General features: G+C 59.8%; 18 protein-coding genes and 1 pseudogene. 9 read left to right on the top strand and 10 right to left on the bottom strand.

Annotation, left to right across the window (positions count from 1 at the left end):
- Positions 1–3: 3 nt before the first annotated feature.
- The 9 genes and pseudogenes from prmB to ACZ9XP_RS10830 all read right to left on the bottom strand — a co-directional run bounded on the left by prmB (position 4) and on the right by ACZ9XP_RS10830 (position 8,331).
- Positions 4–948 (bottom strand): 50S ribosomal protein L3 N(5)-glutamine methyltransferase, encoded by a 945-nt coding sequence (gene prmB / locus ACZ9XP_RS10870; RefSeq protein ID WP_147688834.1) that lies wholly within the window; start codon positions 946–948, stop codon positions 4–6.
- A 123-nt stretch (positions 949–1,071) separates the two neighbouring features.
- Complete coding sequence (locus tag ACZ9XP_RS10865) at positions 1,072–2,445, bottom strand: phosphomannomutase/phosphoglucomutase (RefSeq protein WP_147688833.1); 1,374 nt, start codon at positions 2,443–2,445, stop codon at positions 1,072–1,074.
- A gap of 64 nt (positions 2,446–2,509) precedes the next feature.
- The gene (gene trpD, locus ACZ9XP_RS10860) at positions 2,510–3,535 is read right to left on the bottom strand and encodes an anthranilate phosphoribosyltransferase (RefSeq protein ID WP_147688832.1); all 1,026 of its coding nucleotides are present in this window, start codon (positions 3,533–3,535) and stop codon (positions 2,510–2,512) included.
- A 33-nt stretch (positions 3,536–3,568) separates the two neighbouring features.
- On the bottom strand, positions 3,569–4,138 hold the full coding sequence (locus tag ACZ9XP_RS10855) for an aminodeoxychorismate/anthranilate synthase component II (protein WP_147688830.1): 570 nt from the start codon (positions 4,136–4,138) through the stop codon (positions 3,569–3,571).
- A 389-nt stretch (positions 4,139–4,527) separates the two neighbouring features.
- Positions 4,528–5,316 (bottom strand): MetQ/NlpA family ABC transporter substrate-binding protein, encoded by a 789-nt coding sequence (locus tag ACZ9XP_RS10850; RefSeq protein ID WP_465188418.1) that lies wholly within the window; start codon positions 5,314–5,316, stop codon positions 4,528–4,530.
- 89 nt (positions 5,317–5,405) lie between these two features.
- Positions 5,406–6,083 carry a methionine ABC transporter permease gene (locus tag ACZ9XP_RS10845; protein WP_147688731.1) on the bottom strand — a complete coding sequence of 226 codons (678 nt, stop codon included), beginning with the start codon at positions 6,081–6,083 and terminating at the stop codon, positions 5,406–5,408.
- On the bottom strand, positions 6,084–6,356 hold the full coding sequence (locus tag ACZ9XP_RS10840) for an NIL domain-containing protein (protein WP_465188481.1): 273 nt from the start codon (positions 6,354–6,356) through the stop codon (positions 6,084–6,086).
- A 6-nt stretch (positions 6,357–6,362) separates the two neighbouring features.
- Positions 6,363–7,094: pseudogene (locus tag ACZ9XP_RS10835) on the bottom strand (methionine ABC transporter ATP-binding protein); the annotation flags it as partial.
- Positions 7,095–7,332: 238 nt separating this feature from the next.
- Complete coding sequence (locus ACZ9XP_RS10830) at positions 7,333–8,331, bottom strand: HD domain-containing phosphohydrolase (RefSeq protein WP_147688727.1); 999 nt, start codon at positions 8,329–8,331, stop codon at positions 7,333–7,335.
- Positions 8,332–8,535: 204 nt separating this feature from the next.
- Between ACZ9XP_RS10830 and ACZ9XP_RS10825 the strand changes: the two genes are divergently transcribed.
- The gene (locus ACZ9XP_RS10825) at positions 8,536–9,039 is read left to right on the top strand and encodes a molybdopterin-dependent oxidoreductase (RefSeq protein WP_147688725.1); all 504 of its coding nucleotides are present in this window, start codon (positions 8,536–8,538) and stop codon (positions 9,037–9,039) included.
- A gap of 27 nt (positions 9,040–9,066) precedes the next feature.
- A complete protein-coding gene (locus tag ACZ9XP_RS10820) occupies positions 9,067–11,676 on the top strand; it encodes a hybrid sensor histidine kinase/response regulator (protein WP_147688723.1) in 2,610 nt (869 codons plus the stop codon).
- Positions 11,677–11,901: 225 nt separating this feature from the next.
- Here ACZ9XP_RS10820 and ACZ9XP_RS10815 read toward each other — a convergent pair whose 3' ends face one another.
- Positions 11,902–12,693, bottom strand: coding sequence for a helix-turn-helix transcriptional regulator (locus tag ACZ9XP_RS10815; RefSeq protein WP_465188417.1), 792 nt, complete (start codon positions 12,691–12,693; stop codon positions 11,902–11,904).
- Between the two features lie 160 nt (positions 12,694–12,853).
- Between ACZ9XP_RS10815 and ACZ9XP_RS10810 the strand changes: the two genes are divergently transcribed.
- From ACZ9XP_RS10810 to ACZ9XP_RS10780, 7 genes are all read left to right on the top strand, one after another.
- Positions 12,854–13,666: a carbon-nitrogen hydrolase family protein gene (locus ACZ9XP_RS10810; protein ID WP_465188416.1), complete on the top strand. Its 813-nt coding sequence runs from the start codon at positions 12,854–12,856 to the stop codon at positions 13,664–13,666.
- 59 nt (positions 13,667–13,725) lie between these two features.
- Positions 13,726–15,048, top strand: coding sequence for an APC family permease (locus ACZ9XP_RS10805; RefSeq protein ID WP_465188415.1), 1,323 nt, complete (start codon positions 13,726–13,728; stop codon positions 15,046–15,048).
- Positions 15,049–15,249: 201 nt separating this feature from the next.
- A complete protein-coding gene (locus ACZ9XP_RS10800) occupies positions 15,250–16,587 on the top strand; it encodes a purine-cytosine permease family protein (RefSeq protein WP_465188414.1) in 1,338 nt (445 codons plus the stop codon).
- A 200-nt stretch (positions 16,588–16,787) separates the two neighbouring features.
- Positions 16,788–18,572 carry a caprolactamase subunit beta gene (gene capB / locus ACZ9XP_RS10795; protein WP_465188413.1) on the top strand — a complete coding sequence of 595 codons (1,785 nt, stop codon included), beginning with the start codon at positions 16,788–16,790 and terminating at the stop codon, positions 18,570–18,572.
- The gene (gene capA, locus ACZ9XP_RS10790) at positions 18,569–20,653 is read left to right on the top strand and encodes a caprolactamase subunit alpha (protein ID WP_147688717.1); all 2,085 of its coding nucleotides are present in this window, start codon (positions 18,569–18,571) and stop codon (positions 20,651–20,653) included. Before capB ends, capA begins: the two co-directional genes overlap by 4 nt.
- 128 nt (positions 20,654–20,781) lie before the next feature.
- Positions 20,782–21,744 carry an AraC-like ligand-binding domain-containing protein gene (locus tag ACZ9XP_RS10785; protein ID WP_147688716.1) on the top strand — a complete coding sequence of 321 codons (963 nt, stop codon included), beginning with the start codon at positions 20,782–20,784 and terminating at the stop codon, positions 21,742–21,744.
- 389 nt (positions 21,745–22,133) lie between these two features.
- Positions 22,134–23,465: a tyrosine-type recombinase/integrase gene (locus ACZ9XP_RS10780; RefSeq protein WP_465188412.1), complete on the top strand. Its 1,332-nt coding sequence runs from the start codon at positions 22,134–22,136 to the stop codon at positions 23,463–23,465.
- Positions 23,466–23,512: the final 47 nt, after the last annotated feature.

Here is a 23,512-nt window from a genome sequence, read left to right as displayed (position 1 = left end):
CGCTTAGAAGTCGTCGTCGGCAAAATCGTCGTCGTTCATCGGGTCGCCCAGGCCGGCAGCCACCAGGTCTTCGCGTGTCAGCAAGAACACAAAGCCATCGCCACTCTGGGTTTCCATCCACATGAACGGCAGGCTGGGGTACGCCGCCTCCAGCACATCGCGGTTATGGCCGATTTCTACCAGCAGCACGCCCCCTGGGGTCAGCAAGCGTGCGGCGTTCTGCAGAATCACATGGGTAGCATCCAGGCCGTCTTCGCCCGAGCCCAGCGCCAGCTCCGGCTCATGCAGGTATTCCTGCGGCAGCGCCTCTACCGATGGTGCATCGACATACGGCGGGTTGGAGATGATCAGGTCGTACGGCTCTTCCAGGCCTTCTACCAGGTCGCTGTGAATCAGCTGGATACGCTCTTCCAGGCCGTAGTTCTGGATATTGATGCTGGCTACTTCCAGTGCGTCCAGCGAGATATCCACCGCATCGATCTCGGCATCCGGATAGTGGTGCGCCAGCTGGATCGCCAGGCAGCCTGAACCGGTGCACAGGTCCAGTGCGCGGTGAACGAGTTCGGGGTGCTCGATCCACGGTGCCAGCGGCTCGCCCATCAACTCGTAAATGAAGCTGCGCGGCACAATCACACGCTCATCCACGTAGAAATTGAATTCGCCCTGCCAGGCTTCGTTGGTCAGGTAGGCTACCGGCACCCGCTCTTCGGCGCGGCGCTGGATGCGGCCAACCACGTCTTGTACTTCCGACGGTAGCAAACGCGCATCCAGATACGGCTCCAGCTGCTGGATAGGCAGCTTCAGCGTGGACAGGATCAGGTAGGCGGCTTCGTCGTAGGCATTGCTGGTGCCATGGCCGTAGGTGAGCTCGGCTTCGTTGAAACGCGACACGGCAAAGCGCAGCAGGTCGCGTACGGTATGAAAAGCACTGGCGGCTTCAGCGTACATCGGGTGTCCTTTCTGTTCGGCAGCGCGCTACTGGCGCTACCCATGATAAAAGGTTGGCCGCAGCCAACCTTTTGGTCTTTCATGCATGCCCGGGGGCAATCGCGGCTTGGCCGCGATTATCGCCTAGAACGGCAGCGTTGCGCTGGTTTCCTGCGCCAGAACACGGCGGAAATCGTTCTGGATACGTGCCAGCGCAGCCTCGTTATCGGCCTCGAAACGCAGCACGATCACCGGCGTGGTGTTGGAAGCACGCATCAGGCCAAAGCCATCGGCGTATTCCACCCGCAGGCCATCGATGGTGATGATGTCCTGCGCGCCGTCAAACTGCGCGGTTTCCTGCAGCTTGGCGATCAGGCTGTGGTTTTCGCCCTCGGCAGTCTTCAGGTTCAGCTCGGGGGTGGACAGCGCGTTAGGCAGTGCATTGAGCACGGCGGACGGGTCGGCCACCTTGGACAAAATCTCCAGCAGACGCGCACCGGTATACAGGCCATCGTCAAAACCGTACCAGCGCTCTTTGAAGAATACGTGGCCGGACATTTCGCCCGCCATGCCGGCGTCCGGGTTGGCCTTCAGCGCCGCTTTCATGAAGCTGTGACCAGTGCGGTTGATCATCGGCACGCCACCGGCTGCCTGGATGGCGGGTGCCAGCAAACGGGTGCATTTCACGTCGTAGATGATCTTGGCACCAGGCTGGCGGCTGAGTACGTCCTGGGCAAACAGCATCAGCTGGCGGTCTGGCCAGATGATGTTACCGTCTTTGGTGACCACACCCAGGCGGTCGCCGTCGCCATCAAACGCCAGGCCGATTTCTGCGTCGGTCTCCTGCAGGGCGCGAATCACGTCTTGCAGGTTTTCCGGTTTGGCCGGGTCCGGGTGATGGTTGGGGAAGTGGCCGTCCACCTCGCAGAACAGCTCGTGCACGTCACAACCCAGCGCTTTGAACAGACGCGGGGCAAAGTCGCCCGGCACGCCGTTGCCGCAATCCACAATCACCTTCATCGGACGCGCCAGCTTGATGTCGCCAATGATGCGCTGATGGTAAGCCTCGGCGATATCGTGCGTACGGTAGGCACCCTCGCCTTCGGCAAAATCGTTATTCACGATGCGCTGGTACAGGGTCTGGATCCAGTCACCGGCCAGGGTGTCGCCATCCAGCATCATCTTGAAGCCGTTGTAGTCTGGCGGGTTGTGGCTGCCGGTGACCATCACGCCAGAGAAGGTTTCCAGCTGGTACGCCGCAAAGTACAGCATGGGCGTGGCCACGCGGCCTACGTCGATCACATCGACACCCGCGGCACGGATACCGTCGGACAGGCGGCCGGACAGCTCGGGGCCGGACAGGCGGCCATCGCGGCCGATGCAGATGGCAGACACATTGCGCAGGCGTGCTTCACTGCCAATGGCGCGGCCAATCAGGAAAGCAGCATCGGCGGTGAGGGTGTCACCGACCACGCCACGAATGTCGTAAGCCTTGAAAATGGATTGAGCGATCGTCATGAAAGTAAGGGCATTTATAGAGAATGGTTGGCCGCAAACACCGCATCGGGGATTGCGGATGGCATTAATCGATATTTTGACTCAGCTTCACCAGCGCGTCGAGTTTGGCACGCGCCGCGCCGCTATCAATCGCCGCCGCCGCTGCCTGTACGCCATCCGCCAGGGAGCCCGCTACACCGGCGGTATAGATGGCGGCGCCGGCATTCAGCAGCACGATATCGCGCGCCGGGCCGGACTCACCGGCCAGCACGTCCAGCAGGAAGCGGCGTGAGGCATCGGCGCTTTCGGCACGAATGGCCGACAGCGGCGACAGCGACAAGCCAAAGTCTGCCGGGTTCAGCGTGTAGTCCATGATCACGCCGTCTTTCAGCTCGGCCACGCGGGTGTCGCCGGACAGGGTGATCTCGTCCAGGCCATCGCTGCCGTGCACGATCATGACGTGTTCGCTACCCAGCTCGCGCAACACGCGCGCCTGGATGCCCACCAGGTCGGGGTGGAATACACCCATCACTTGGTTGGGCGCACCGGCCGGATTGGTCAGCGGGCCCAGGATATTGAAAATGGTGCGCACACCCAGCTCTTTACGCACCGGTGCCACGTACTTCATGGCAGTGTGATGGTTAGGGGCAAACATGAAACCCACGCCGATGTCATCGATACAGCGCGCTACCTGCCCTGCATTCAGGTTCAGGTTCACCCCCAGCGCCTCCAGCACATCCGCGCTGCCGGAACTGGACGACACCGAGCGCCCGCCGTGCTTGGCCACCCGCGCACCGGCAGCCGCACTGACAAAAGCCGCGGTGGTAGAAATATTGAAGGTGTGGCTCTTGTCGCCGCCGGTACCGCAGGTATCCACCAGGTGCTCGCGCTGGCTTACGGGTACGCGCGTAGCAAACTCGCGCATCACCTGCGCCGCTGCGGCGATTTCGGACACGCTCTCCGTCTTGACGCGCAGGCCGATCAGGATGGCGGCAATCAGCGGCGCGGGCACTTCGCCGCGCATGATCTGGCGCATCAGGTCCAGCATTTCGTCGTGGAACAGCTCGTTCTGGTCGATCAGGCGGTTAAGGGCGGCCTGCGGTGTAATCATGCCTTTATCTCCGGCAAAAGGGTCATTAACAACTCAGGCAAATTCTTTCAGGAAGTTTTGCAGCATCCGGTGGCCGTGCTCGGTCAGGATCGACTCGGGGTGGAACTGCACGCCCTCAATCGGCAGTGTCTTGTGGCGCACGCCCATGATCTCGCCGTCTTCAGTCCAGGCGGTGATCTCCAGGCAGTCCGGCAGCGTCTCGCGCTCGATCACCAGTGAATGGTAGCGGGTGCAGGTTACCGGATTAGGCAAGTCACGGAACATGCCTACGTTATGGTGCGACACCGGCGACACCTTGCCGTGCATCAGCTGCTTGGCATGGATGATCTTGCCACCAAAGGCCTGGCCAATACTCTGGTGCCCCAGGCACACGCCCATGATGGGCAGCTTGCCGGCAAAGTGGTGGATGGCCGGCACCGAGATCCCCGCCTCGTTCGGCGTGCACGGCCCGGGTGACAGCACCATATACTGCGGATTCAGTGCCTCTATTTCTGCCAGCGTGATTTCGTCATTACGAAACACCTTGACCTCTTGCCCCAGCTCGCCAAAGTACTGCACCAGGTTGTAGGTAAAGGAATCGTAGTTATCGATCATTAATAGCATAATGTATTTAAACCTTTGTTTTTAAAGTACTTCGCAACACTTTTGCCATTTTGACACCCGCTTTGGTACCCGATATTTTTACCGTCAGGGCTATACCCCATCAAGCAGCAAGCTATCGCGTCGTCCTGTAATTTTTCGCATCCGTACCATACCACAAACAGCATGCATTTAATGAGGTGCAATGCCGCCATTAACCGGGGGCATGCCGCCTTTACAATAAGCGCTGAATGCGTTTCACAGGGCTATCGGCCGTGGCACGCCTGCAGACCCGCAACAAGCGTGCCCGGCAGTACAAAGCGCAAGGGCCTGTCGCCAAGCGACAGGCCCTTGCAGCCTACTATTCATTCAAACGTGACCGGCAGCCAGCTGGCTAGCCGTGTACGTCAGTATCAGAATGCCGGAACCACGGCGCCCTGGTACTTGGTTTCAATGAATTTCTTGGTTTCAGCGCTGTTCAGTGCAGCAGCCAGCTTCTTGATAGCCGGGCTGTTTACGTTGTCTTTGCGGGAAACCAGCAGGTTGGCGTACGGCGAGGTGGTTTCGGCAAACAGGCCGTCTTTTTTCGGGTTCAGCTTGGCTTCCAGCGCGTAGTTGGCGTTGATCAGCGCCAGGTCTACCTGGTTTAGCACGCGCGGCAGGGTGGCGGCTTCCAGCTCTTTCAGCTTCAGGTCTTTCGGGTTGGCCGCAATGTCTTTCTTGGTCGGGTACAGGTTCTTGCGGTCTTTCAGCTTGATCACGCCCCCCTGATCCAGCAGCAGCAGCGCGCGACCGGCATTGGTCGGGTCGTTCGGAATGGCCACGGTCGCGCCCTTGGGCAGGTCGGCTACTTTCTTGAACTTGGCAGAGTAGGCAGCAAACGGCTCGATGTGTACCGGCTTGCTGGCGACAACCAGGGTGGTGCCACGGTCTTTATTGAACTTGTCAAGGTAAGGGATGTGCTGGAAGAAGTTGGCGTCCAGCTGTTTTTCCTGCACCTGGGTATTCGGCAGTACATAGTCGTTGAAAACTTTTACTTCCAGGTCCACGCCCTGTTTGGCCAGCGCAGGTTTCAGCGCTTCCAGGATTTCGGCGTGGGGTACTGGCGACGCAGCCACGGTCAGTTTCACGTTTTCTGCCTGGGCGGCAAAGGCGATAGCGGCCAGGCCAACAGCGGCGGCGAGTTTGCTGATGCGGGTCATGTTTTTTCCTTTTTGAGAGAAAGTCTTCCCCCTGCCCGGCCGGATCGGCACGGGCATACGGGGCACAGCATGATTAACAGAGAGCGGTCTTAGTCGAAGCGACAGCGGCGAACCAGGCTGTCACCGGCCGATTGCAGGCCTTGCACCAGCGCCAGCAACAACACCACGGTGACGATCATGATTTCGGTCTGGAAGCGCTGGTAGCCGTAGCGGATAGCCAGGTCGCCCAGGCCACCGCCGCCGATCACACCAGACATGGCGGTGTAACCCACCAGCGCCACGGCAGTCACGGTAGCCGCACCGATCAGGCCCGGCAGCGATTCCGGCAGCAGCACCTTGAACACGATGTGTGGCAGGCGCGCGCCCATGGACTGGCTGGCTTCAATCACGCCGCGGTCTACTTCGCGCAGCACGTTTTCTACCAGACGGGCAAAGAAGGGCACTGCCCCCACCACCAGCGGCACGATGGCACCGGCTACGCCGATAGAGGTCCCCACCAGCAGCAGGGTGAACGGCATCAGCACGATCAGCAGGATGACAAACGGCAGCGAACGCAGCACGTTTACCAGGAAAGACAGCACCGCGTACAGGCGCGGGCGGGCACGCAGCTGCCCAGGCGCAGAAACGAATAGCAGCACGCCCAGCGGCAGGCCGGCCAGTACGGTAAACAGCATGGACACGCCCAGCATGGTGAGGGTATCCAGCGTGGCTTCGCCGATTTCGACCCAGTCGATGTCCAGTAGCAGGTTCCAGTCAAAGTCCAGCATTTACAGCACCTCGCAACGCACACCCTCGCGGGCAAAGATGGCCGGCAGTGCCGACACGTCTACATCCGACGCCACCACGCCGGCCAGCAGCTGGCCAAACGGGGTGTCCTTGATTTCCGACAGCGTGCCGGACAGCAGGTTGACGCGCAGGCCAGCCTCGCGGCCAACCTTGTCCAGCACCGGCTGCAGCGTCGGCTCGCCGACAAAGGTGAGCTTGATCACCGGCGTGGCCACACGCTGGCGCCAGATACCCTGCAGCGCGCCCTGCCCCATGCCGGTTTCGGCCAGCAGGCTTTGCGTCACCGCGTGCTGCGGCGCCAGGAACACGTCCAGCACCTTGCCTTGCTCTACCACGCGGCCGTGGTCCAGCACCGCCACGCTGTCGCATAGCTGGCGGATAACGCGCATATCGTGGGTAATCAGCACGATGGTCAGCCCCAGCTGGCGGTTGATGTCGGCCAGCAGCGCCAGGATGGCGTCGGTAGTTTCCGGGTCCAGCGCGCTGGTGGCCTCGTCGCACAGCAACAAGTCGGGGTGATTGGCCAGCGCACGGGCAATGCCGACGCGCTGCTTCTGCCCGCCAGACAGCTGCGACGGGCGCTTGTGCTTGTGATCCTGCAAGCCGACCAAGGCCAGCAGCTCGTCCACGCGGGCGTCCATCTGCACCGGGCTCAGGCCACCGGCCAGCTCCAGCGGGAAGCGTACGTTGGCCGCCACGGTACGGGAACGCAGCAGGTTAAAGTGCTGAAACACCATGCCGATACGCTGACGGCGCTGCTGCAGGGCGCGCTCGTCAAAGCGGGTGATGTCTTCGCCGTGCAGGCTGACGTGGCCGCTGTCCGGCCGCTCCAGCAGATTCAGACAACGGATCAGCGTGCTTTTGCCAGCGCCGGAGCGGCCGATAATGCCGTAGATCTCGCCGCTGGCAATCTGCAGGCTGACGTTATCCAGCGCGGCCACGCTCTTGCCGCCGTGCTGGTAGTGTTTGCTGATGTTTTGTACTTCGATCATGCCTTGCCCTAGCCCAGCTACCGCAACGGCGGCTGGTTTTGATAAATATGGGCGTAGTCTATAGCGATCGATTGGATACAAAAAATAATATAATACGAAAACTTTATTTCAAAAAGTTATTAGCGCAGCAGCCATCATTCCCGGCAGCCATATTGCAGGCACGGTAGCAAACACCTAATGCAAACAGGCCACCCTTCCAGCCGGGTGGCCTGTTTGCATTAGGTGCGCTACGGCAAGGCTAGGCTGGCGGCAGCGGGTCGTCACGCAGGCGGGTCTGGATATCCAGCACCTGCTCCAGGCTAGCCATGAAGGCATCCAGCACGGCAGGGTCGAAATGCACACCACGCTGACTCTGCATGAAATCCAGCGCCCGGCTCATTTCCCACGCCGGCTTGTAAGGACGAGCCGATGTCAGCGCATCAAACACATCGGCCACAGCCACAATGCGTGCGGCCAACGGTATGGCCTCGCCACGCAGGCCTTGCGGGTAGCCCGTGCCATCAAACTTTTCATGGTGGCCCAGCGCAATATCATAAGCCATGCGCAACAGGGGCAGCTCGCTGTCCTGCAGAAACTCTGCCCCGCGCGTGGGGTGGGTTTTCATGATGTCAAACTCTTCCGGCGTGAGCTTGCCCGGCTTGAGCAGGATATGGTCCGGAATCGCCACCTTGCCGATATCGTGCATGGGCGCCGCCAGAAAGATACGTTCTTCGATTTCCGGCCCCAGGTCCATCCGGCTGGCAATAATGCGGGCGTAGTAGGCCATGCGCTCGATGTGCCGCCCGGTTTCCGGGTCGCGCGATTCGGCAATATGCGACAGGCGGATGACCAGATCTTGTGCCGCCACCTCGCGCAGCTGGCGCTGGGCACGGCGCAGCTGCAGCAGGTTCTGGATACGGGCACGGGTTTCCGGCGGGTCTACCGGTTTGGTCAGGAAGTCGGTAGAACCGCCCTCCAGTGCACTCTGGCGTACCCCCTTCATATCACTGGTGGTCACCATGATGATGGGGATATCGTGAATATGCGGCATAGCCCGCAGCGCCTGGATCAACGCCAGGCCATCCATGCCAGGCATCATGTAGTCGGTCAGGATGAGGTCAGGGGTGTTATTGCGACACCACGCCAGCGCCGCCAGTGCATCTTGCATCGTGACAGGCTCGCAATGGTCTATGCGGCCAACCAGGTGGCGCAGCACCATCAAGTTGGCCGGATTGTCATCGACAATCAACACCGTCATTCTCATGGTAAGCCTTGTTATACGTTAAATTTATCGAAAACAATCCCGACTACAACAATATTCCAATACAGTGCAATGTCAACCTCCCTGCCGTACTACCTGACCAGTTTCTGATCTGGGTGCGGTTGACTGCTGCATCAGGGGGTGCATTTTTGTAGCAAGCATTCATAATGAAGTGTCCATTCACAAGCAAGGAGCAAAAGCATGCTGAAAATCACACGTAATCTTTTGGCATTTTCCCTGATCACTGTATTCTCTGCCAATGCATTCGCACTGGATAAGCCAGCCGGGCGCCCCATCCTTACCGTGTCTGGCCTGATTGCAGAAAAGAATGCCGGCAACGATGCCCAGTTTGATGCCGCCATGCTGGACAAACTGCCGCAACAGAAAATGACGGTAGAGACCCCGTGGTACAAGACGGCACAAACCTTTGAAGGCCCGCTGTTTCGCGACGTACTGAAAGCGACCGGCGCCAAGGGTAAAAAGCTTTATGTTGTCGCGCTGAATGACTATGCGGCCGAAATCCCGCTGGCCGACCTGGAAAAATACGATGTGATCCTGGCGCGTAAAATTGATGGCAAAGTATTGAATGTAAGAGATAAAGGCCCGCTATTCATCATGTATCCTTTTGACAAGAAACCTGAACTGCGCACCAAAGACATTTACTCGCGCTGCGTGTGGCAGGTAAACCGCATCCGCGTGGAATAAGGCCGTGCGGTTCCCGGAGTAACGCAGGTGTCCCTACGCCACACCAATCGCCGCGTCAGTAACCAGCTATGGCTGCTCGCCATCCTCATGGCTGCAGCCCTGCTGGTAGTGGGCATGCTTTACCACCGGCAGCAGTCCGAAATGCAGCACTTCGCCGAGCAGGGCGAAGACAATATCGTCTGGGTCTACTCACAGCTGGGCATCGACTACTACCGCACCCTGGGCGCTGCCAAGGTGGCCGTTGCTACCGGCCAGCTGCAAGACCTGGACGAACTGCAGCTGCGCTACGACATTCTGGTGTCGCGCATCAACCTGCTCAGCGAGTACCGCTACAGCTTGCTGTTCAAAAACGGCAACTGGTACAACACCCAGATGTCAGCCCTCACCCGGCTGGTCGCCCTGACCGACAAAAAGCTGTCAGCCGGTGATGGCTACTTTACCCAGCGTACGGCAGGCGAACTGGTACAAGACCTGAATGCCATCGTCGAAAACGTGCGCGAGCTCACCATCGGGGCTAACAGCCGCCTCACCGAGCAGGCCAACGAAAGCAACCGCAGCCTGCAAACCATCAACACCACGGTCGCTTCCACTGCCGCCATTCTGATGCTGGTAGCCAGCCTGATGGCTGCCATGGCCTACCGCAACTTGTCACACAGCGAAAGGCGCCGCGAAGAGGCCGAACAGCTCAGCCGCGAGCTGGACCAGGCCCTGGCCCAGGCCGAAGCGGCCAACGAGGCCAAAAGTGCTTTCCTGGCCAATATGAGCCATGAGATCCGCACGCCGATGAACGGCGTCATCGGCATGACCGAACTCACGCTGGATACCGAGCTCTCCGCAGAGCAGCGCGAGTATCTGGAGCTGGTCAAGTCATCGGCCGATTCGCTGCTGATCATCATTAATGACATCCTGGATTTCTCCAAGATTGAAGCGGGCAAAATGACCATCGAGGCAGTACCGTTCTCGATACGCGACCTCATCACGCAAACCGTCTACCCCTTTGCCCTGCGCGCCAGCACCCAGCAGCTGGAAGTAGTCTGTCGCATTTGCCCCGAGCTGCAAGACCGGGTGATATCCGACCCCTCCCGACTGCGCCAGATACTGAACAACCTGATCGGCAACGCCATCAAATTCACCCATAGCGGCGAAGTCGTACTCACGGTAAGCGGGGACGCCCAAGCCGACGGCCAGGTGATGCTGGGCTTTTCCGTACGCGACACCGGCATCGGCATCCCGCTGGAAAAACAGCAACTCATCTTTGATGCCTTTGCCCAGGCAGACAACAGCACCACACGCCGCTACGGTGGCACCGGCCTTGGGCTTTCCATTACCCAAAAGCTGGTGCACCTACTGGGTGGCCGCATCAGCGTACAAAGCACGCCGGGTAGCGGCTCGGAGTTCCATTTCAGCGTACCGGTGCAGCTGGCCGACGAACAACCCGCCCCGCCCCGCCCCACCGAGCTGGCCGACATGCCTGTGCTGGTCGTAGACGACAACCCCACCAACCGCAGCTGGCTGGAAGCCATGCTGAAAAACTGGTCCATGCGGCCAACCCTGGCGGCCGACGGCTTCGAAGCCCTCGAACTTCTGGCACAACAGCCCTACCCGCTGATTTTGCTGGATGGGCATATGCCCGGCATGTCAGGCTTTGACGTTGCCCAGCAGATACAGGAAGACCGCCGCAGCGCCACCGTCATCATGCTCACCTCGTCCGGCGAGCGCGGCGATGCCAAACGCTGCCAGGCACTGGGCATACGTGGCTACCTGACCAAGCCGGTATCACAAGACGAGCTGCTCACCACTATCCGTCTGCTACAGAACCCCGACCACAGCGCGACTTCTGCGCTGATTACACGGCACACCGTGCGTGAACTTGGAAGAAGCCTCAGCATCCTGCTGGCGGAAGACAACCCGGTAAACCAGAAACTGGCCGTAACCATCCTGCATCGGCGGGGCTACCACGTTACCGTGGTCAACAATGGCCAAGAGGCTCTGGACGCCTTGCAAGCTGCACACTTTGACCTGGTACTGATGGATATGCAGATGCCGGTCATGGACGGCCTGGAGGCCTGTCAGCACATCCGAGCCATGCAGGCTGCCGGCCAGCTGGCCAAGCTGCCCATTATTGCCCTCACTGCCAATGCCATGAGCGGCGACCGCGAGCGCTATCTGCAAGCGGGCATGGACGGCTATATCAGCAAGCCCATCGATGCCACCCGTACGCTGGAAGAGATTCATCGTGTACTCGGTGAGCCAGACACACCTGCCGCGCCAGTCATGCAGCCCGAGCAAGACAGCACACCGGTGTTTCAGTACCAGCAGGCACTGAAGAATTGCGACGGAGACGAAAGTTTCCTGCCGCTGCTGCTCGCTGCTTTTCTGGACGATATGCCCGTTCGTCTGGCCGACTTGCGCCACGGCGTGCAGCAAGGCGACCTACCCGCCATCGTCATGGCTGCCCACGCGCTGAAAGGCAGCTGCCTATCGGTTGCCGCCCTGCAGTTGGCCGCACACTGCCGCCGCATGGAAACGGCCGCCAATGAAGGCCGGCTAGCCGATGCCGCCGCCAGCCTGCCAGAGCTGGAAGCCAGTAGCGAAGCCCTCATCGCCACCCTGCACCCCTACCTGAGCCCGGTGTGACAGCAGCACTGACACGCAAATCATGCAGTTTTTGCCAGATTTTTTATGACCGCTGCCAACAAGAGGGCGGCCATATTCATGCCACAGCATGACCCTGCTGGCTAATGCAGCAGAGAAAACCACGCAATACACCTGCGCCAGAGCGGGGCCGGTGTAAACAGGCCGCCAGAACGGTAAGGCGGCGCAACACAGGATCAGGAAGGGTGTTAGCAACTCGCACAGCCGCTAGCCAAGACTACGGGCACTATCCTTCAGAAACAGCGAGAACAGCTCACCCTGAGAGTTGATACCCAGTTTGCTGTAAAGATGCTTACGGTGTGCTTTCACCGTATCGATGGCAATGCCCAGACGTTGTGCTATGCCCTTTGATGAATACCCGCTGAGCATCAGCTGGCTGATCTCCAGCTCGCGCGCGGTGAGATTGACACCGGGAAACTGAAAACTGCTTTTTGTACCAGCGGGCAGCGGGATCTGCCGGGGTTGTATCCTGAGCTGACACTCCAGCCGCCAGCGCTGTTTGAGCAGCGGAATCAACCACTGGCTTACCACCGCCAGCATAGCCATGTCGGCCGGGCTGAAACGCTGCGTGGCCCCCAGCGACAAGCACAGCATGCGATGCTCATCCAGCAGGCAATTGATCTGCACCTCGTCTTCCACGATATTGAGGCGGAAATAGCGGCTGTAGTATTCGGTACTACGAAAGCGGTCCGGGGCCACATCGTCCAGCCGTACCAAGCCCTCTTTACGCTGCGTCACCGCGTCAATATAAAACGGGTCAAGCAGGTACAAGCCCCGAAGGTATTCGGCAAACAAGATATCTGGCTGGCCATCATCTTGCGGTACCTCTGCCAGCACCTGGGGCTGGCTGTCCTGGCTAAAGCACAGGGCTACCCAGCTATTGAAATGGACGTAATCGGCCAGCAGCCGGGTAAGGCGCAACCAAAAATCCTCCCGGTCCAGCGTGTCCAGCACCGTGCCCATGGCCCGGTGCCAGGCCAGATCATCCAAGTTCAGCATCCCGCTCCCCCTTAGAGGCTAACCCCCATGTGTAATGTTGCCGCGCACGCTGGCTTCTTATACTGCCGTCACTGCTGCAGAGCGGCAGGGTAAGACAAGTCAGAAGCAAAAAACAAGCCGACCACCGCCATGCGGTGGCCGCACCCCAAAGGAGACGACATTGCAAATACTGTTGGCACAGATTCCGCTGACGGATGGCCACACCGCCCCCAATCTGGCGCACGTACTCGCGCTGATTGACCGCGCCCCGGCGGGTACCGATCTGATTGTGTTCCCGGAAACCACGCTGATGGGCTTCCCCACGGCAGAGGAGATCGCCGCTATCGCCGAGCCACTGGATGGCCCGACGCTGAGCGCCGTTCAGCATGCGGTGCGTCGGGCGAACGTAGCGGTAGTCATCGGGCTGGCCGAAGTGCTGGATGGCCGGTTCTATAACACCACCGTCCTGCTGGCACCGGAAGGTGTTGTGCTGGCTTACCGCAAGACCCATCTATGGGCCTCGGATGTCGGTGTCTTTTCAGCAGGGGATCAGCTGCCGGTAGCCACCTGGCGCGGGCGCAAAGTCGGCATCCTGGTCTGCTTTGATATCGAGTTCCCGGAAACTGCCCGAGCACTCGCCAGCCAAGGTGCCGAGCTGCTCCTGGTCACCAACGGCAATATGGACCCTTACGGCCCTGTCCATCGCACCCTCATGACCGCACGCGCCATGGAGAACCAGCTGTTTGCGGTCATGGTAAACCGTTGCGGCAGTGGTAGCGGGCTGCAGTTTGCCGGCGAAAGCATGGTGGTTACCCCATGCGGCGAGACACAGCTGCTACTGGATCGCCACGAGACGCTGGCCAGCACCACGCTGGACTTCTCGCTGCTGGATACCAGCCGGCGGGACTATCACTACGTGTCACAACGCCGCATCGCCCTGGCCGGAGAAACCAGTGTGACTGCAGCAGGCGCTTCCGCCTTCCTCATGTCCTGATGTCTACATTATCGGCCCGACCGTGCCTTCAGAAGCCGGCAGGCCAAAAGGAGAAATAGATGAGCACATTAAAAAGATCATTAACGCTCAGTTCGGTCGTGCTGTTCGGCTTGGCCTACATGACCCCGATCATCGTACTGGGCACCTTCGGCATCATGGCAGACAGCACCCACGGCACCGTGGCGGGCGCCTATCTGCTGGCGCTGGTGGCCATGCTACTCACCGCCCGCAGCTATGGCGTGATGGCGGCAGAATTTCCGGTGGCTGGCTCCGCCTACAGTTACGTACGTAAAGCCATCAGCCCCAAAGCCGGTTTCCTGGTTGGCTGGGCAGTATTGCTGGACTATCTGTTTTTGCCGATGGTGATCTGGCTATTCGGTGCGGTGTATCTGAACAGCGCCTTCCCGCAGGTACCGATGGCCGTGTGGATTATGGCTTTCATCACGATCACGACGGCCATCAATATCGTTGGCATCAAGCTAGCCAACACCGTCAACTACGTAATGATGCTGATCCAGATACTGGTATTGATCGCATTCGTCTCGTTGGCGTTTCATTATGTGTGGGGCGACCCGAGCAAATCGCTGTTTAGCCTGGCACCCTTTTATCAGGCCAACGTCCCACATGGGCTGCTGCTGGCCGGTGCGGCGATTGCCTGCTACTCGTTTCTCGGCTTTGACGCAGTCACCACCCTGACCGAAGAAACCATCAACCCCAAGCAAGTCATCCCCCGCGCCATCATGCTGATTACCCTGTTGGGTGGCGGTATCTTTGTGCTTACCGCCTACGCGGTACAACTGGCGCATCCTGGTTACCAGTTTGTTTCTACTGATGCCGCTGCGTCAGAAATCGCCAAGAACATCGGCGGTGATATTTTCGTGTCCATTTTCCTGATAGGCCTGATCATCGGCCAGTTTGCCTCCGGCCTGTCGGCGCAGGCCAGCGCCTCACGTTTGCTGTATGCCATGGGGCGCGATGGCGTGCTGCCCAAAGCCCTGTTCGGCACGCTGAGCCCGCGCTTCCAGACACCGGTTACCGCTATTCTGCTATGTGGTCTGGTTGCGCTACTCGCCCTTTTCATGGACGTGACCACCTCGGTTTCTTTCATCAACTTTGGCGCATTCATGGCCTTCAGCTGCATCAACCTGGCCGTGATCGCCCATTTTTACCTGAAACGTAGCCGCCCGGCGCCAAAGGATTTCATCCTCTACTTGCTGCTGCCCGCACTGGGGGCTTTGCTGGACTTGTGGCTATTGATCAGCCTGGACAGCAAAGCACTGACATTGGGTCTGATCTGGTTAGGCCTGGGCATGGCCTATCTGGCCTATCTCACGCATGGCTTCCGACATAACCCGCCAGAGATGGATTTCACGGAAGCTTGAGCGTCTTTTACCCGCCATGGCGCCTGTCAGAACAGCGGCCCCATGGCGGGAACACCCCGGCAGGGTGAAGCAGTCTGCACGGCCCTGTACTCTCTTCAGCCTCAGTCAACAAACCCTGCGCTGGCGTGCTATCAGCTGGCCACGCTTGTTCCTACGATGCCAACAGCCTTCGGGCACACAACACATCTAAAGGAGACAATCGTGGCTACCCTTATCCCCTCACCGGATCAGCAATCTGATCCGGACTTTACCCGCGGCCCGGTACCGGCAGCGGCTCGCATGGGCCGGCTCGGGCTTTCCATGGCCTGGTGGTCGGTTTGCAGTGCCATGTTCTGGCTGGTGGTTTCAGCAACATTGGCGCTGCATTACGGCACGGTCAATACGCTAATCGGCCTGGTGTTGTCTGCTGTCTGTTACAGCGCGATCAATGCGGTCATTACGCGCTACGCCATTCATAGCGGGCTATCGGTAGCGCTGTTCTCACGCACGCTGTTCGGTCAGTCCGGCTCGGCACTGGCCACCCTCATCTTTTTTGCTACGGCCATTTACTACGCGGTTTTCGAAGGGTCGGTCATTGCGGTAGCCATCCAGAGCTACTTCCCCTCGCTCAGTCTGCAGCAGGCCTACTTGCTAGTAGTGGTCTATAGCGTACCGCTGGTTTTCGGGTCAGTGCAGCGCTGGCTGGACAAATTCAACGGGGTGCTGCTGCCGTTTTACCTGCTGGGGTTGGCCGCAGCGGTAGCACTCACCATCAGCGAGTACGGCTACAGTGATGCCTGGTTGCAGCTGGGGCCGGCGACAGGCATGCCGGCAGATGGCTGGTGGAGTTGCTTCACCTACTTCATGGGGGTATGGATCCTGATGATGTACACCTGGGATTACGCCCGTTTTGGCAAAACCGAGGACAGCGACTTCCACGCCCGTATCAACTTCGGCCTGCCCTTTTACCTGTTCACTTTCCTCATTAATGGCGTCGCAGGCATTTTCCTGGCTGCCAGCATTCCCACTGGTGGTGGCATCAGCGAAGTCTCTGTCGTACTGGCCCTGCTCAAACTGATGGGCTTTGCCGGGCTGGCGTTCGTGTGGGTGAGCCAGACTCGCATCAATACCGCCAACTTTTACCTGGCCACCATCAATATGCAGAGCTTTTTCGAACGTCTGACCGGCCTGCACGTACCCAAGATGGTCTGCGGCGTGGTGGTAGGCACCATTGTCTATGTCCTGATGCTGGGCAATGTGTTCAGCGTCATCCTGCAGGCGCTGGCATACCAGGGCATCTTCGTGGTGGCCTGGGTCGGCATTGCGCTGGCGCACATCCTGTCCGGGCTGCCGGCCACCCCGACCAGCCCGCCGCTGGCCATACGCCGCGAAGGCATGATCAGCTGGTTTGTGGCCACCGGTATCGGTATTGCGATGATGGAAGTCGGTGGCGCGCTGACCGGCTGGTCTGCACCAGCGACCTTCCTGGCAGCAACCCTGCTCTACCGCCTGCAATGCCAGCCACACACTGTTGGCCACACGGCCACGCGCGACGCGTAAACCCTGTTTTTGTCTTGCTCCTCCCCTTTTGCCCCGCCTTGCGGGGCTTTTTTCTTCTGCACGCACAGACAAAACATTCTGCACGCTGGTGCAAGCCGCCCCCTCGGCAAGGGCTTAACGTAAGCCTGCGGGCCGGCATATTGCCGGACACACCGACCTGGCGGCCAACCTTGAAGCCGCAGGCACTACGGAGACACACCATGACGCAAGCCAACCCGAACCCCGGCCGGGTCGACCCGATTACGCTGGCGGTGATTCGTGGCGCGCTGGAAACCACGCAGCGAGAAATGACGCTGACGCTGGAAAAAACCGGCCGCTCCAGCGTATTCAACCTGGCACACGACTACAGCAATGCGCTGTTTGACCACTTACCGGAAATGATCCTGCAGGGTCAGGATATCCCCATCCACCTGGGGTCGCTGATTCCGGCCATGAAAGCCGTGGCCGGCTATTTTGGCGACGACATTCACGAAGGCGACGTGATCTACCACAACGACCCGGCCTATCAGGGCAGCCACATTCTGGACTGCTGCATGTACAAACCGGTGTTTTACCATGGCAAGCTGGTGTTCTGGACTGTGTGCAAGGGCCACCTGACCGACATCGGAGGCCCGGTACCCGCCGGTTACAACCCGGCGGCCAAGGAAATCTACGCCGAAGGCTTGCGCATTCCGCCGGTAAAACTATGGGACAAAGGCCGCCGCCGTGACGACGTAGTGAACCTGCTGCTGAGCAATATGCGCGCGCGCCGCGCCCAGGAAGGCGACCTTAACGCACAGTTTGGCGCCTGCCGGGTAGGCGAACGCAACCTGATTGCCCTGCTGGACAAATACGGCATCGACACCGTGCAGGCCGCCATTGCCGAACTGAAGGACATGGCCGACCGCCACATGCGCTCGTTGATCCGCTCCATTCCCGACGGTATCTACCACGGCGAAGCCGTGCTGGAAGACGCTGGCCACGGCCTGGGTGCACTCACCATCCGCACCACCGCCACCGTACAAGACGACAGTGTGCATATCCGGGTGGATAGCCCGCCGCAAGTGCCCTACTTCATCAACTCCTACGCTGGCAACTCGATGTCCGGCATCTACCTGGGGCTGATGATGTTTGCCCAGGTGCCGCCCCCGTACAACGAAGGCCTGTACCGCTGTGTCAGCGTGGATCTGGGGCCGCAGGGCACCTTGTGCAATGCGATGGAACCCGCCCCGCACGTGAACTGTACCACCACACCGATGGAAACGCTGACCGACGCAGTGCGCATGGCATTTGAAGCTGCCGCGCCGGAGCGCGTTACCGCCTCCTGGGGGCACGCCAGCGGCATCAATATCGCCGGTATCAACCCGGCTACCGGCGAGCAATACGTGACCATGGTGCTGGCTTCCATCATTTCTGGCGCTGGTGCTACCCGGCACATGGACGGCTGGCACGCCTGCGGCCCCTTGTGCTGCTTCGGCGCCCTGAGCTCTGGCGATATCGAGCTGCTGGAGTATGCCTACCCCATCATCATTCACCGCTACGGCCTGCAGGAAGACAGCGGCGGCGCCGGGCGCTATCGCGGCGGCAGCGGCACGGTCTGGGAGGTTGAACCCATCGGCCATGAAATGACCATTATTGCCTTTGGCGAAGGCCGCCAGATCGGCACCATGGGTGCCGCAGGTGCCGTAGACGCCCTGCCAGAACGCAAGCTGGGGCGGCTGGAAATCGACAAGGCCGACGGACAGATCCTGTACCGCCAGAACGTCATGACCACCATCCAGCCGGGCGAGCGCGCCCGCAATGTGAATCCGGGCGGCGGCGGCTACGGCCTGCCCTGGCAGCGCCCGGCCGAAGCCGTACTGCGTGACGTGCAAAACGGCCTGGTATCCGTCGAGGCAGCACAATGCGAATACGGCGTCATTCTCGACCGTTGCGGCCAACATATCGACCACCATGCCACTGCAACACTACGCGAGCGCATGAACCAGCAAGGAGTACAGGCATGAAACAGCGATTCCGTTTGGGTGTAGACGCCGGCGGTACCTTTACCGATTTTGTACTGGCAGAGAAAGATGGCCCGCTGCGCCTGTTCAAAAGCCCATCCACACCGGACGATGGCACCCGTGCGATTGCCGCCGGTTTACAGCAGATGGCCGAAGCGCTGGACATGCCCGTCAGTCAGATCGTGCAGCAGTGCGACTTGTGCATCAATGGCACGACGGTAGCGCTGAACGCGCTGATCGAACTGAAAGGCGTCAAGGTGGGCCTGCTGTGTACCGCGGGCCACGAAGACAGTATCGAGATCCGCCTGGGGCACAAAGAAGAAGGCTACCGCTACGATGCCAGCTACCCGCCGGCGCCCCAGTTGGTACCGCGCCAGCTGCGCCGTGCCGTGCGTGGCCGCATCCTGTCAGACGGCAGCGAGCATACCCCGCTGAACGAGGACGACATTCTGGCCGCCATCGACGTATTCCGCGCCGAGCAGGTACAGAGCGTAGCCATCAGTTTTGTCTGGTCGGTACGCAACCCGGCCCACGAGCGCCGTGCGCGTGAACTGCTAGCACAGCACTTGCCCGGTGTGTTTGTTTGCTGCGGCAGCGAAGTCTACCCGCAGGTGCGTGAGTACACCCGTACCTCCACCACGGTCGTCAACGCCTATCTCAGCCCGGTGATGGGGCGCTACGTACAACGCATTGACCAGTTCTTTGCCGAGCTAGGCGCCCGCGCCCCGGTACGCTACTACCAGAGCAACGGCGGCCTCGCACTGGGCAGCGTGATGCGGGAACGGGCGGTCAACGCCATCAATTCCGGCCCGGCCTCGGCCCCGCAAGCTGGCCTGTACATTGCGCAGCCATTCGGTATCGATAACGTGATCACCGTCGACATGGGCGGCACCTCGTTTGACATCACACTGGCCAAAGGCGGCCAGACGCAGCTGAACCGCAACTTTGACTTTCTGCGCCACCGCATCGGCGTACCGATGATCCACGTCGAAACACTGGGTGCCGGCGGCGGCTCGATTGCCCATATCAACCCGTTCGGCATGCTGGAAGTCGGCCCGCACAGCGCCGGTGCCACCCCCGGCCCGGCCTGCTACGGCAAAGGCGGCGAGCACGCCACGGTGACCGACGGCAACCTGGCACTGGGCTATCTGCGCCCCAATGCCGTGCTCGGCGGCACCATCCGCCTTGATCAGGCGAAGGCACGGCAAGCCATTGCGGCCAACGTTGCCGGGCCGCTGGACATCAGCGTGGAGCGGGCTGCCTTTGGCATCAATACGCTGGTGAACATGAATATGGCCAATGGCATTCGCCGTATCTCTATCGAACAAGGCTACGACCCGCGTGACTTTGCCCTGATCTGTGCCGGTGGCGCTACCGGCATGCACATCACGGCGCTGGCCGAAGAACTGGGTGTCGAAACCGTGCTGGTACCCAAGTCCGCCTCCTGCCTGTGTGCCTTTGGTCAGGTCATTTCGGACGTGAAATACAACTTCCTGGCCAGCTCCCCCATGCATCTGCACCGCGAAGCAGACCTGTCTGAGCTGAACAGGCTATTTGCCGACATGGAGCAGCGTGGCCGCCAGCTGTTGCGCGACGACGGCTTTGACGACGCCGACATCCGCAGCCACCGCAGCGTGGAAATGCGCTACCAGGGGCAGATTCACGAATGTACGGTAGAGATTGCCGGCGGCACGCTGGACGCCGCTAGCGTGGCAACTATTCTTGATGCCTTCCATGCCCGGCACGAGGCACTGTTCACCTACAGCGAACCGTACAACCCGGTAGAGCTGGTCAATCTGGAATGCACCCTGAGCGGTCTGGTAGACAAACCGGCACTACCCACCCTGGCCATCGACGCCAGCAGCATACAGCGCGCCCACGACGGTTTCCGCGCCATGTTGTTTGACGACAGCGGCCGTTGGGTCGAAACACCGGTCTATCGCGGCGAGAGCTTGCTGGCCGGCAGCCGGATCCTTGGCCCTGCCGTTATTGAGGAACCCACCACCACTGTGGTGATCCGGCCCGGCTGGCAAGCAGAGTTACACACATCGGGCACCTATCGTCTGACACGCTGGCAAGAATAAGTCATGATGATTGTCTGACAAAGCAGGCATGTGAATGCTGCCGGCCCCGTGCCGGCAGCCACGTCGCAGAACCGGTTGCCATGACGACCGGCGAAGACTTCCCGACGTGCATCGGAGAGGAGAGACACATGAAACAGCATTACAGCACTAGCGGCCACCATCCTGCCGAGCGGGCACGGCATTGGCAGGACGTGATCCGCACCACCTATTTCGACCTGCAACTGGCTTATGCCGATGCCGCCAGCTTCGAAGCCTGCCTGAGCAGCTGGCAACTGGGAGACTTGTCGCTGTCGCGCCTGAGCTCCAGCCCCATTGCCTATCGGCGGCAAAAGCCCGATCACACCGAACAGGAAGAGCAGTTTCTGGTGTCACTACCGCGACAAAATCCCATCCGCTTCAGCCAGATGGGGCGTGACGCCCACTGCCCAGCCGGGCACTTTATCCTGGAACGCAGCCATGATCCCTACGAATTCAGCTATCAGCGCGCCAACAACCTGTGGGTACTGAAAATACCCGGCCGCCTGCTGCGGCGCCACCTGCGCCAGCCCGAGCGCTACTGCGCCCTGACACTGGACGGCAGCCAAGGCATGGGTGCCCTGTTTACCAGCTATCTGAACCAGGTGGGCATGCAGCTGGAACAAGGAGACGAACCCGCTCATCCACTGATTGGCCAGCAACTACTGGAGTTGTTTGCGGCCTGTGCAGAACATAACCCGGCAGTACTCGGCACACACACCTCCAGTGTGCGCGCGGCGCATCTGCAACGCATCGAGCAATACGTACGCCACCACTTGGCCGAAACCACGCTAAACCCGGAGCAGATTGCCCGTGCCTGCCGCATCTCTACACGTTACCTGCACGACTTGTTTGGCGATACCGGCCAGACCTTCAGCCAGTGGTTACGTGAACAACGGCTAGAGGGCGCGCGCCAGACACTGGCACGTCACCCGAAACGCTCTCTGGCCCAGATCGCCTATCAGTGGGGCTTTAACGATCAATCGCACTTTTCCCGGGTATTCAAGCTCCGCTACGGCCATACCCCCAGCGAAATCCGGCACAGTCAACGCAACACCCTGCCAGACATGCTGTAATCGGCCTGCCAGAACAATAGCGTGACTAAGTTGGCGACTTAGACTGTAGCGCCTGCTACCCCTATTGCGGCCAACTACCTCAGCTGCAGGGAAAACGCCGAGCAGCTGACGGCGTTGCAGGCGTGGGTAGATGAGCAATCGAAGTGCAGTAGCGACAACGCATTTTGTGGGGCAGTTGCGGGGCAAAGTGAAACGCACTAAACCGCATTAAGAACAAATAGCGGAAAAACAAAAATCCCCACTAAACTGCGCCTAGCTTGACTCTCAAGCTAATTAACGCGTTTTAATGGGGATTAGTGTTTTACTCATTCTGGCGGAAGCGGTGTCGATTTTACTCAAGTGCGCCATCATCCATTTTTCTGTTTTGTTGCGCAAATTCAACAGCTTGTGTGCCGGATGAATTCCGCCATTTTCCGCTCAAAACCGCCGCCAGCCGTGCGGATTTGATATGTGATTTGATAGTAAGGCGCTCCTTTCAACCTGCAGGCATGGTGATAAAGATGGCCAGAAACAAACTCACGGATACCCGAATTCGCGCACGGATCAAACAGATTGAGCAACTCGCTTTTTCTACCCCAAAGAACGCCCTGCTCGGTGATGGCGAGGGCTTATACCTCAGTATCAATAAGAATGGTGCGGCCAGTTGGCTGTTTCGCTACATGGATACTGGCAAGGCCAAGTCTGTAGGGCTTGGAGCGTACCCTGCGACCACTTTGCAGTTAGCCCGCGAATTGGCGCAGCAGTTGCGGGAAGCTCGCGCTCGGGGTGACGACCTGGCTGCGCATCGTAAGCCCAGCCAGCCTGTCGCCGCCGCGCCCGTATCGCCCTCGAGGACGTTTCGAGACTGCGCCGAAGCCTATATCGCGTTGGCGCGGCCCAGCTGGCGCAATGCCAAGCATGCCCAGCAGTGGACGAATTCCCTTGCCCAGTATGCTTATCCGGTGTTTGGGGACTTGCCCATTACCGACATCGATAGCGGTATGGTGGTTGCGGTGCTGGAACCGATTTGGCAGCACAAGACTGAAACCGCCACCCGCTTACGGGGCCGCATCGAAACTATCATGGATTGGGCCACGGCCAACGGCTATCGCCAAGGCGACAATCCGGCTCGCTATAAGGGTTTGTTGGAGCACCGCTTGCCCAAACTGCGGGCTGATCGTAGAAGGCATTTCGCCTCGCTGCCCTACGACGAGCTACCCGGCTTTCTGACTCGCTTGCGTGAAGATGATGGCGTCAGCCGGCTTGCGCTGGAGTTTTTGATTTTGTGTGCGTCACGCACTGGCGAGGTGGTCGGCGCACGTTGGGACGAAATCGACTTCGATAAGAAAATGTGGACCATTCCCAAGCAGCGCATGAAAGCGGGTGTTGCCCACCGTGTGCCGCTGAGCGAACGGGCCGTGGAGATTTTGCATTGCGTGCGTGGTTTTAGCGGCCCGACGTTTGTGTTTGGCAATGCTCGGAAGGACAAGCCGCTGTCGAATATGGCGATGTCCATGCTGCTGCGGCGGCTGGGCTATGCGGATATCACCGTGCATGGCTTTAGGTCGACCTTTCGCTGCTGGGCGGGCGAGCAGACGACTTACCCGTTTGAGGTCTGCGAGCAAGCGTTGGCGCATCGGCTGCCGGACGCAGTGGCGGCAGCGTATCTGCGCTCCGACTTCTACGACAAGCGTGTCAGTCTGCTGGCGGATTGGCAGGCGTATTGTTTATCGCAAAGCTGAATTTACATTGACAACCCGCTCCATGCGGGCAAAGAATACTCCCGACA

This window comes from Vogesella perlucida, from assembly GCF_979366545.1.
This window is presented reverse-complemented; position numbering and strand designations above follow the sequence as displayed.

What these genes read in the sequence shown, in the direction of transcription:
- ACZ9XP_RS10840 (WP_465188481.1), bottom strand. Translation starts at nt 6,356, where the DNA reads ATGGGGCAGGGCGCGCTGCAGGGTATCTGGCGCCAGCGTGTGGCCACG.
- ACZ9XP_RS10865 (WP_147688833.1), bottom strand. Translation starts at nt 2,445, where the DNA reads ATGACGATCGCTCAATCCATTTTCAAGGCTTACGACATTCGTGGCGTG.
- ACZ9XP_RS10845 (WP_147688731.1), bottom strand. Translation starts at nt 6,083, where the DNA reads ATGCTGGACTTTGACTGGAACCTGCTACTGGACATCGACTGGGTCGAA.
- ACZ9XP_RS10805 (WP_465188415.1), top strand. Translation starts at nt 13,726, where the DNA reads ATGAGCACATTAAAAAGATCATTAACGCTCAGTTCGGTCGTGCTGTTC.
- trpD (WP_147688832.1), bottom strand. Translation starts at nt 3,535, where the DNA reads ATGATTACACCGCAGGCCGCCCTTAACCGCCTGATCGACCAGAACGAG.
- capA (WP_147688717.1), top strand. Translation starts at nt 18,569, where the DNA reads ATGAAACAGCGATTCCGTTTGGGTGTAGACGCCGGCGGTACCTTTACC.
- ACZ9XP_RS10785 (WP_147688716.1), top strand. Translation starts at nt 20,782, where the DNA reads ATGAAACAGCATTACAGCACTAGCGGCCACCATCCTGCCGAGCGGGCA.
- prmB (WP_147688834.1), bottom strand. Translation starts at nt 948, where the DNA reads ATGTACGCTGAAGCCGCCAGTGCTTTTCATACCGTACGCGACCTGCTG.
- ACZ9XP_RS10815 (WP_465188417.1), bottom strand. Translation starts at nt 12,693, where the DNA reads ATGCTGAACTTGGATGATCTGGCCTGGCACCGGGCCATGGGCACGGTG.
- ACZ9XP_RS10830 (WP_147688727.1), bottom strand. Translation starts at nt 8,331, where the DNA reads ATGACGGTGTTGATTGTCGATGACAATCCGGCCAACTTGATGGTGCTG.
- capB (WP_465188413.1), top strand. Translation starts at nt 16,788, where the DNA reads ATGACGCAAGCCAACCCGAACCCCGGCCGGGTCGACCCGATTACGCTG.
- ACZ9XP_RS10855 (WP_147688830.1), bottom strand. Translation starts at nt 4,138, where the DNA reads ATGCTATTAATGATCGATAACTACGATTCCTTTACCTACAACCTGGTG.
- ACZ9XP_RS10825 (WP_147688725.1), top strand. Translation starts at nt 8,536, where the DNA reads ATGCTGAAAATCACACGTAATCTTTTGGCATTTTCCCTGATCACTGTA.
- ACZ9XP_RS10850 (WP_465188418.1), bottom strand. Translation starts at nt 5,316, where the DNA reads ATGACCCGCATCAGCAAACTCGCCGCCGCTGTTGGCCTGGCCGCTATC.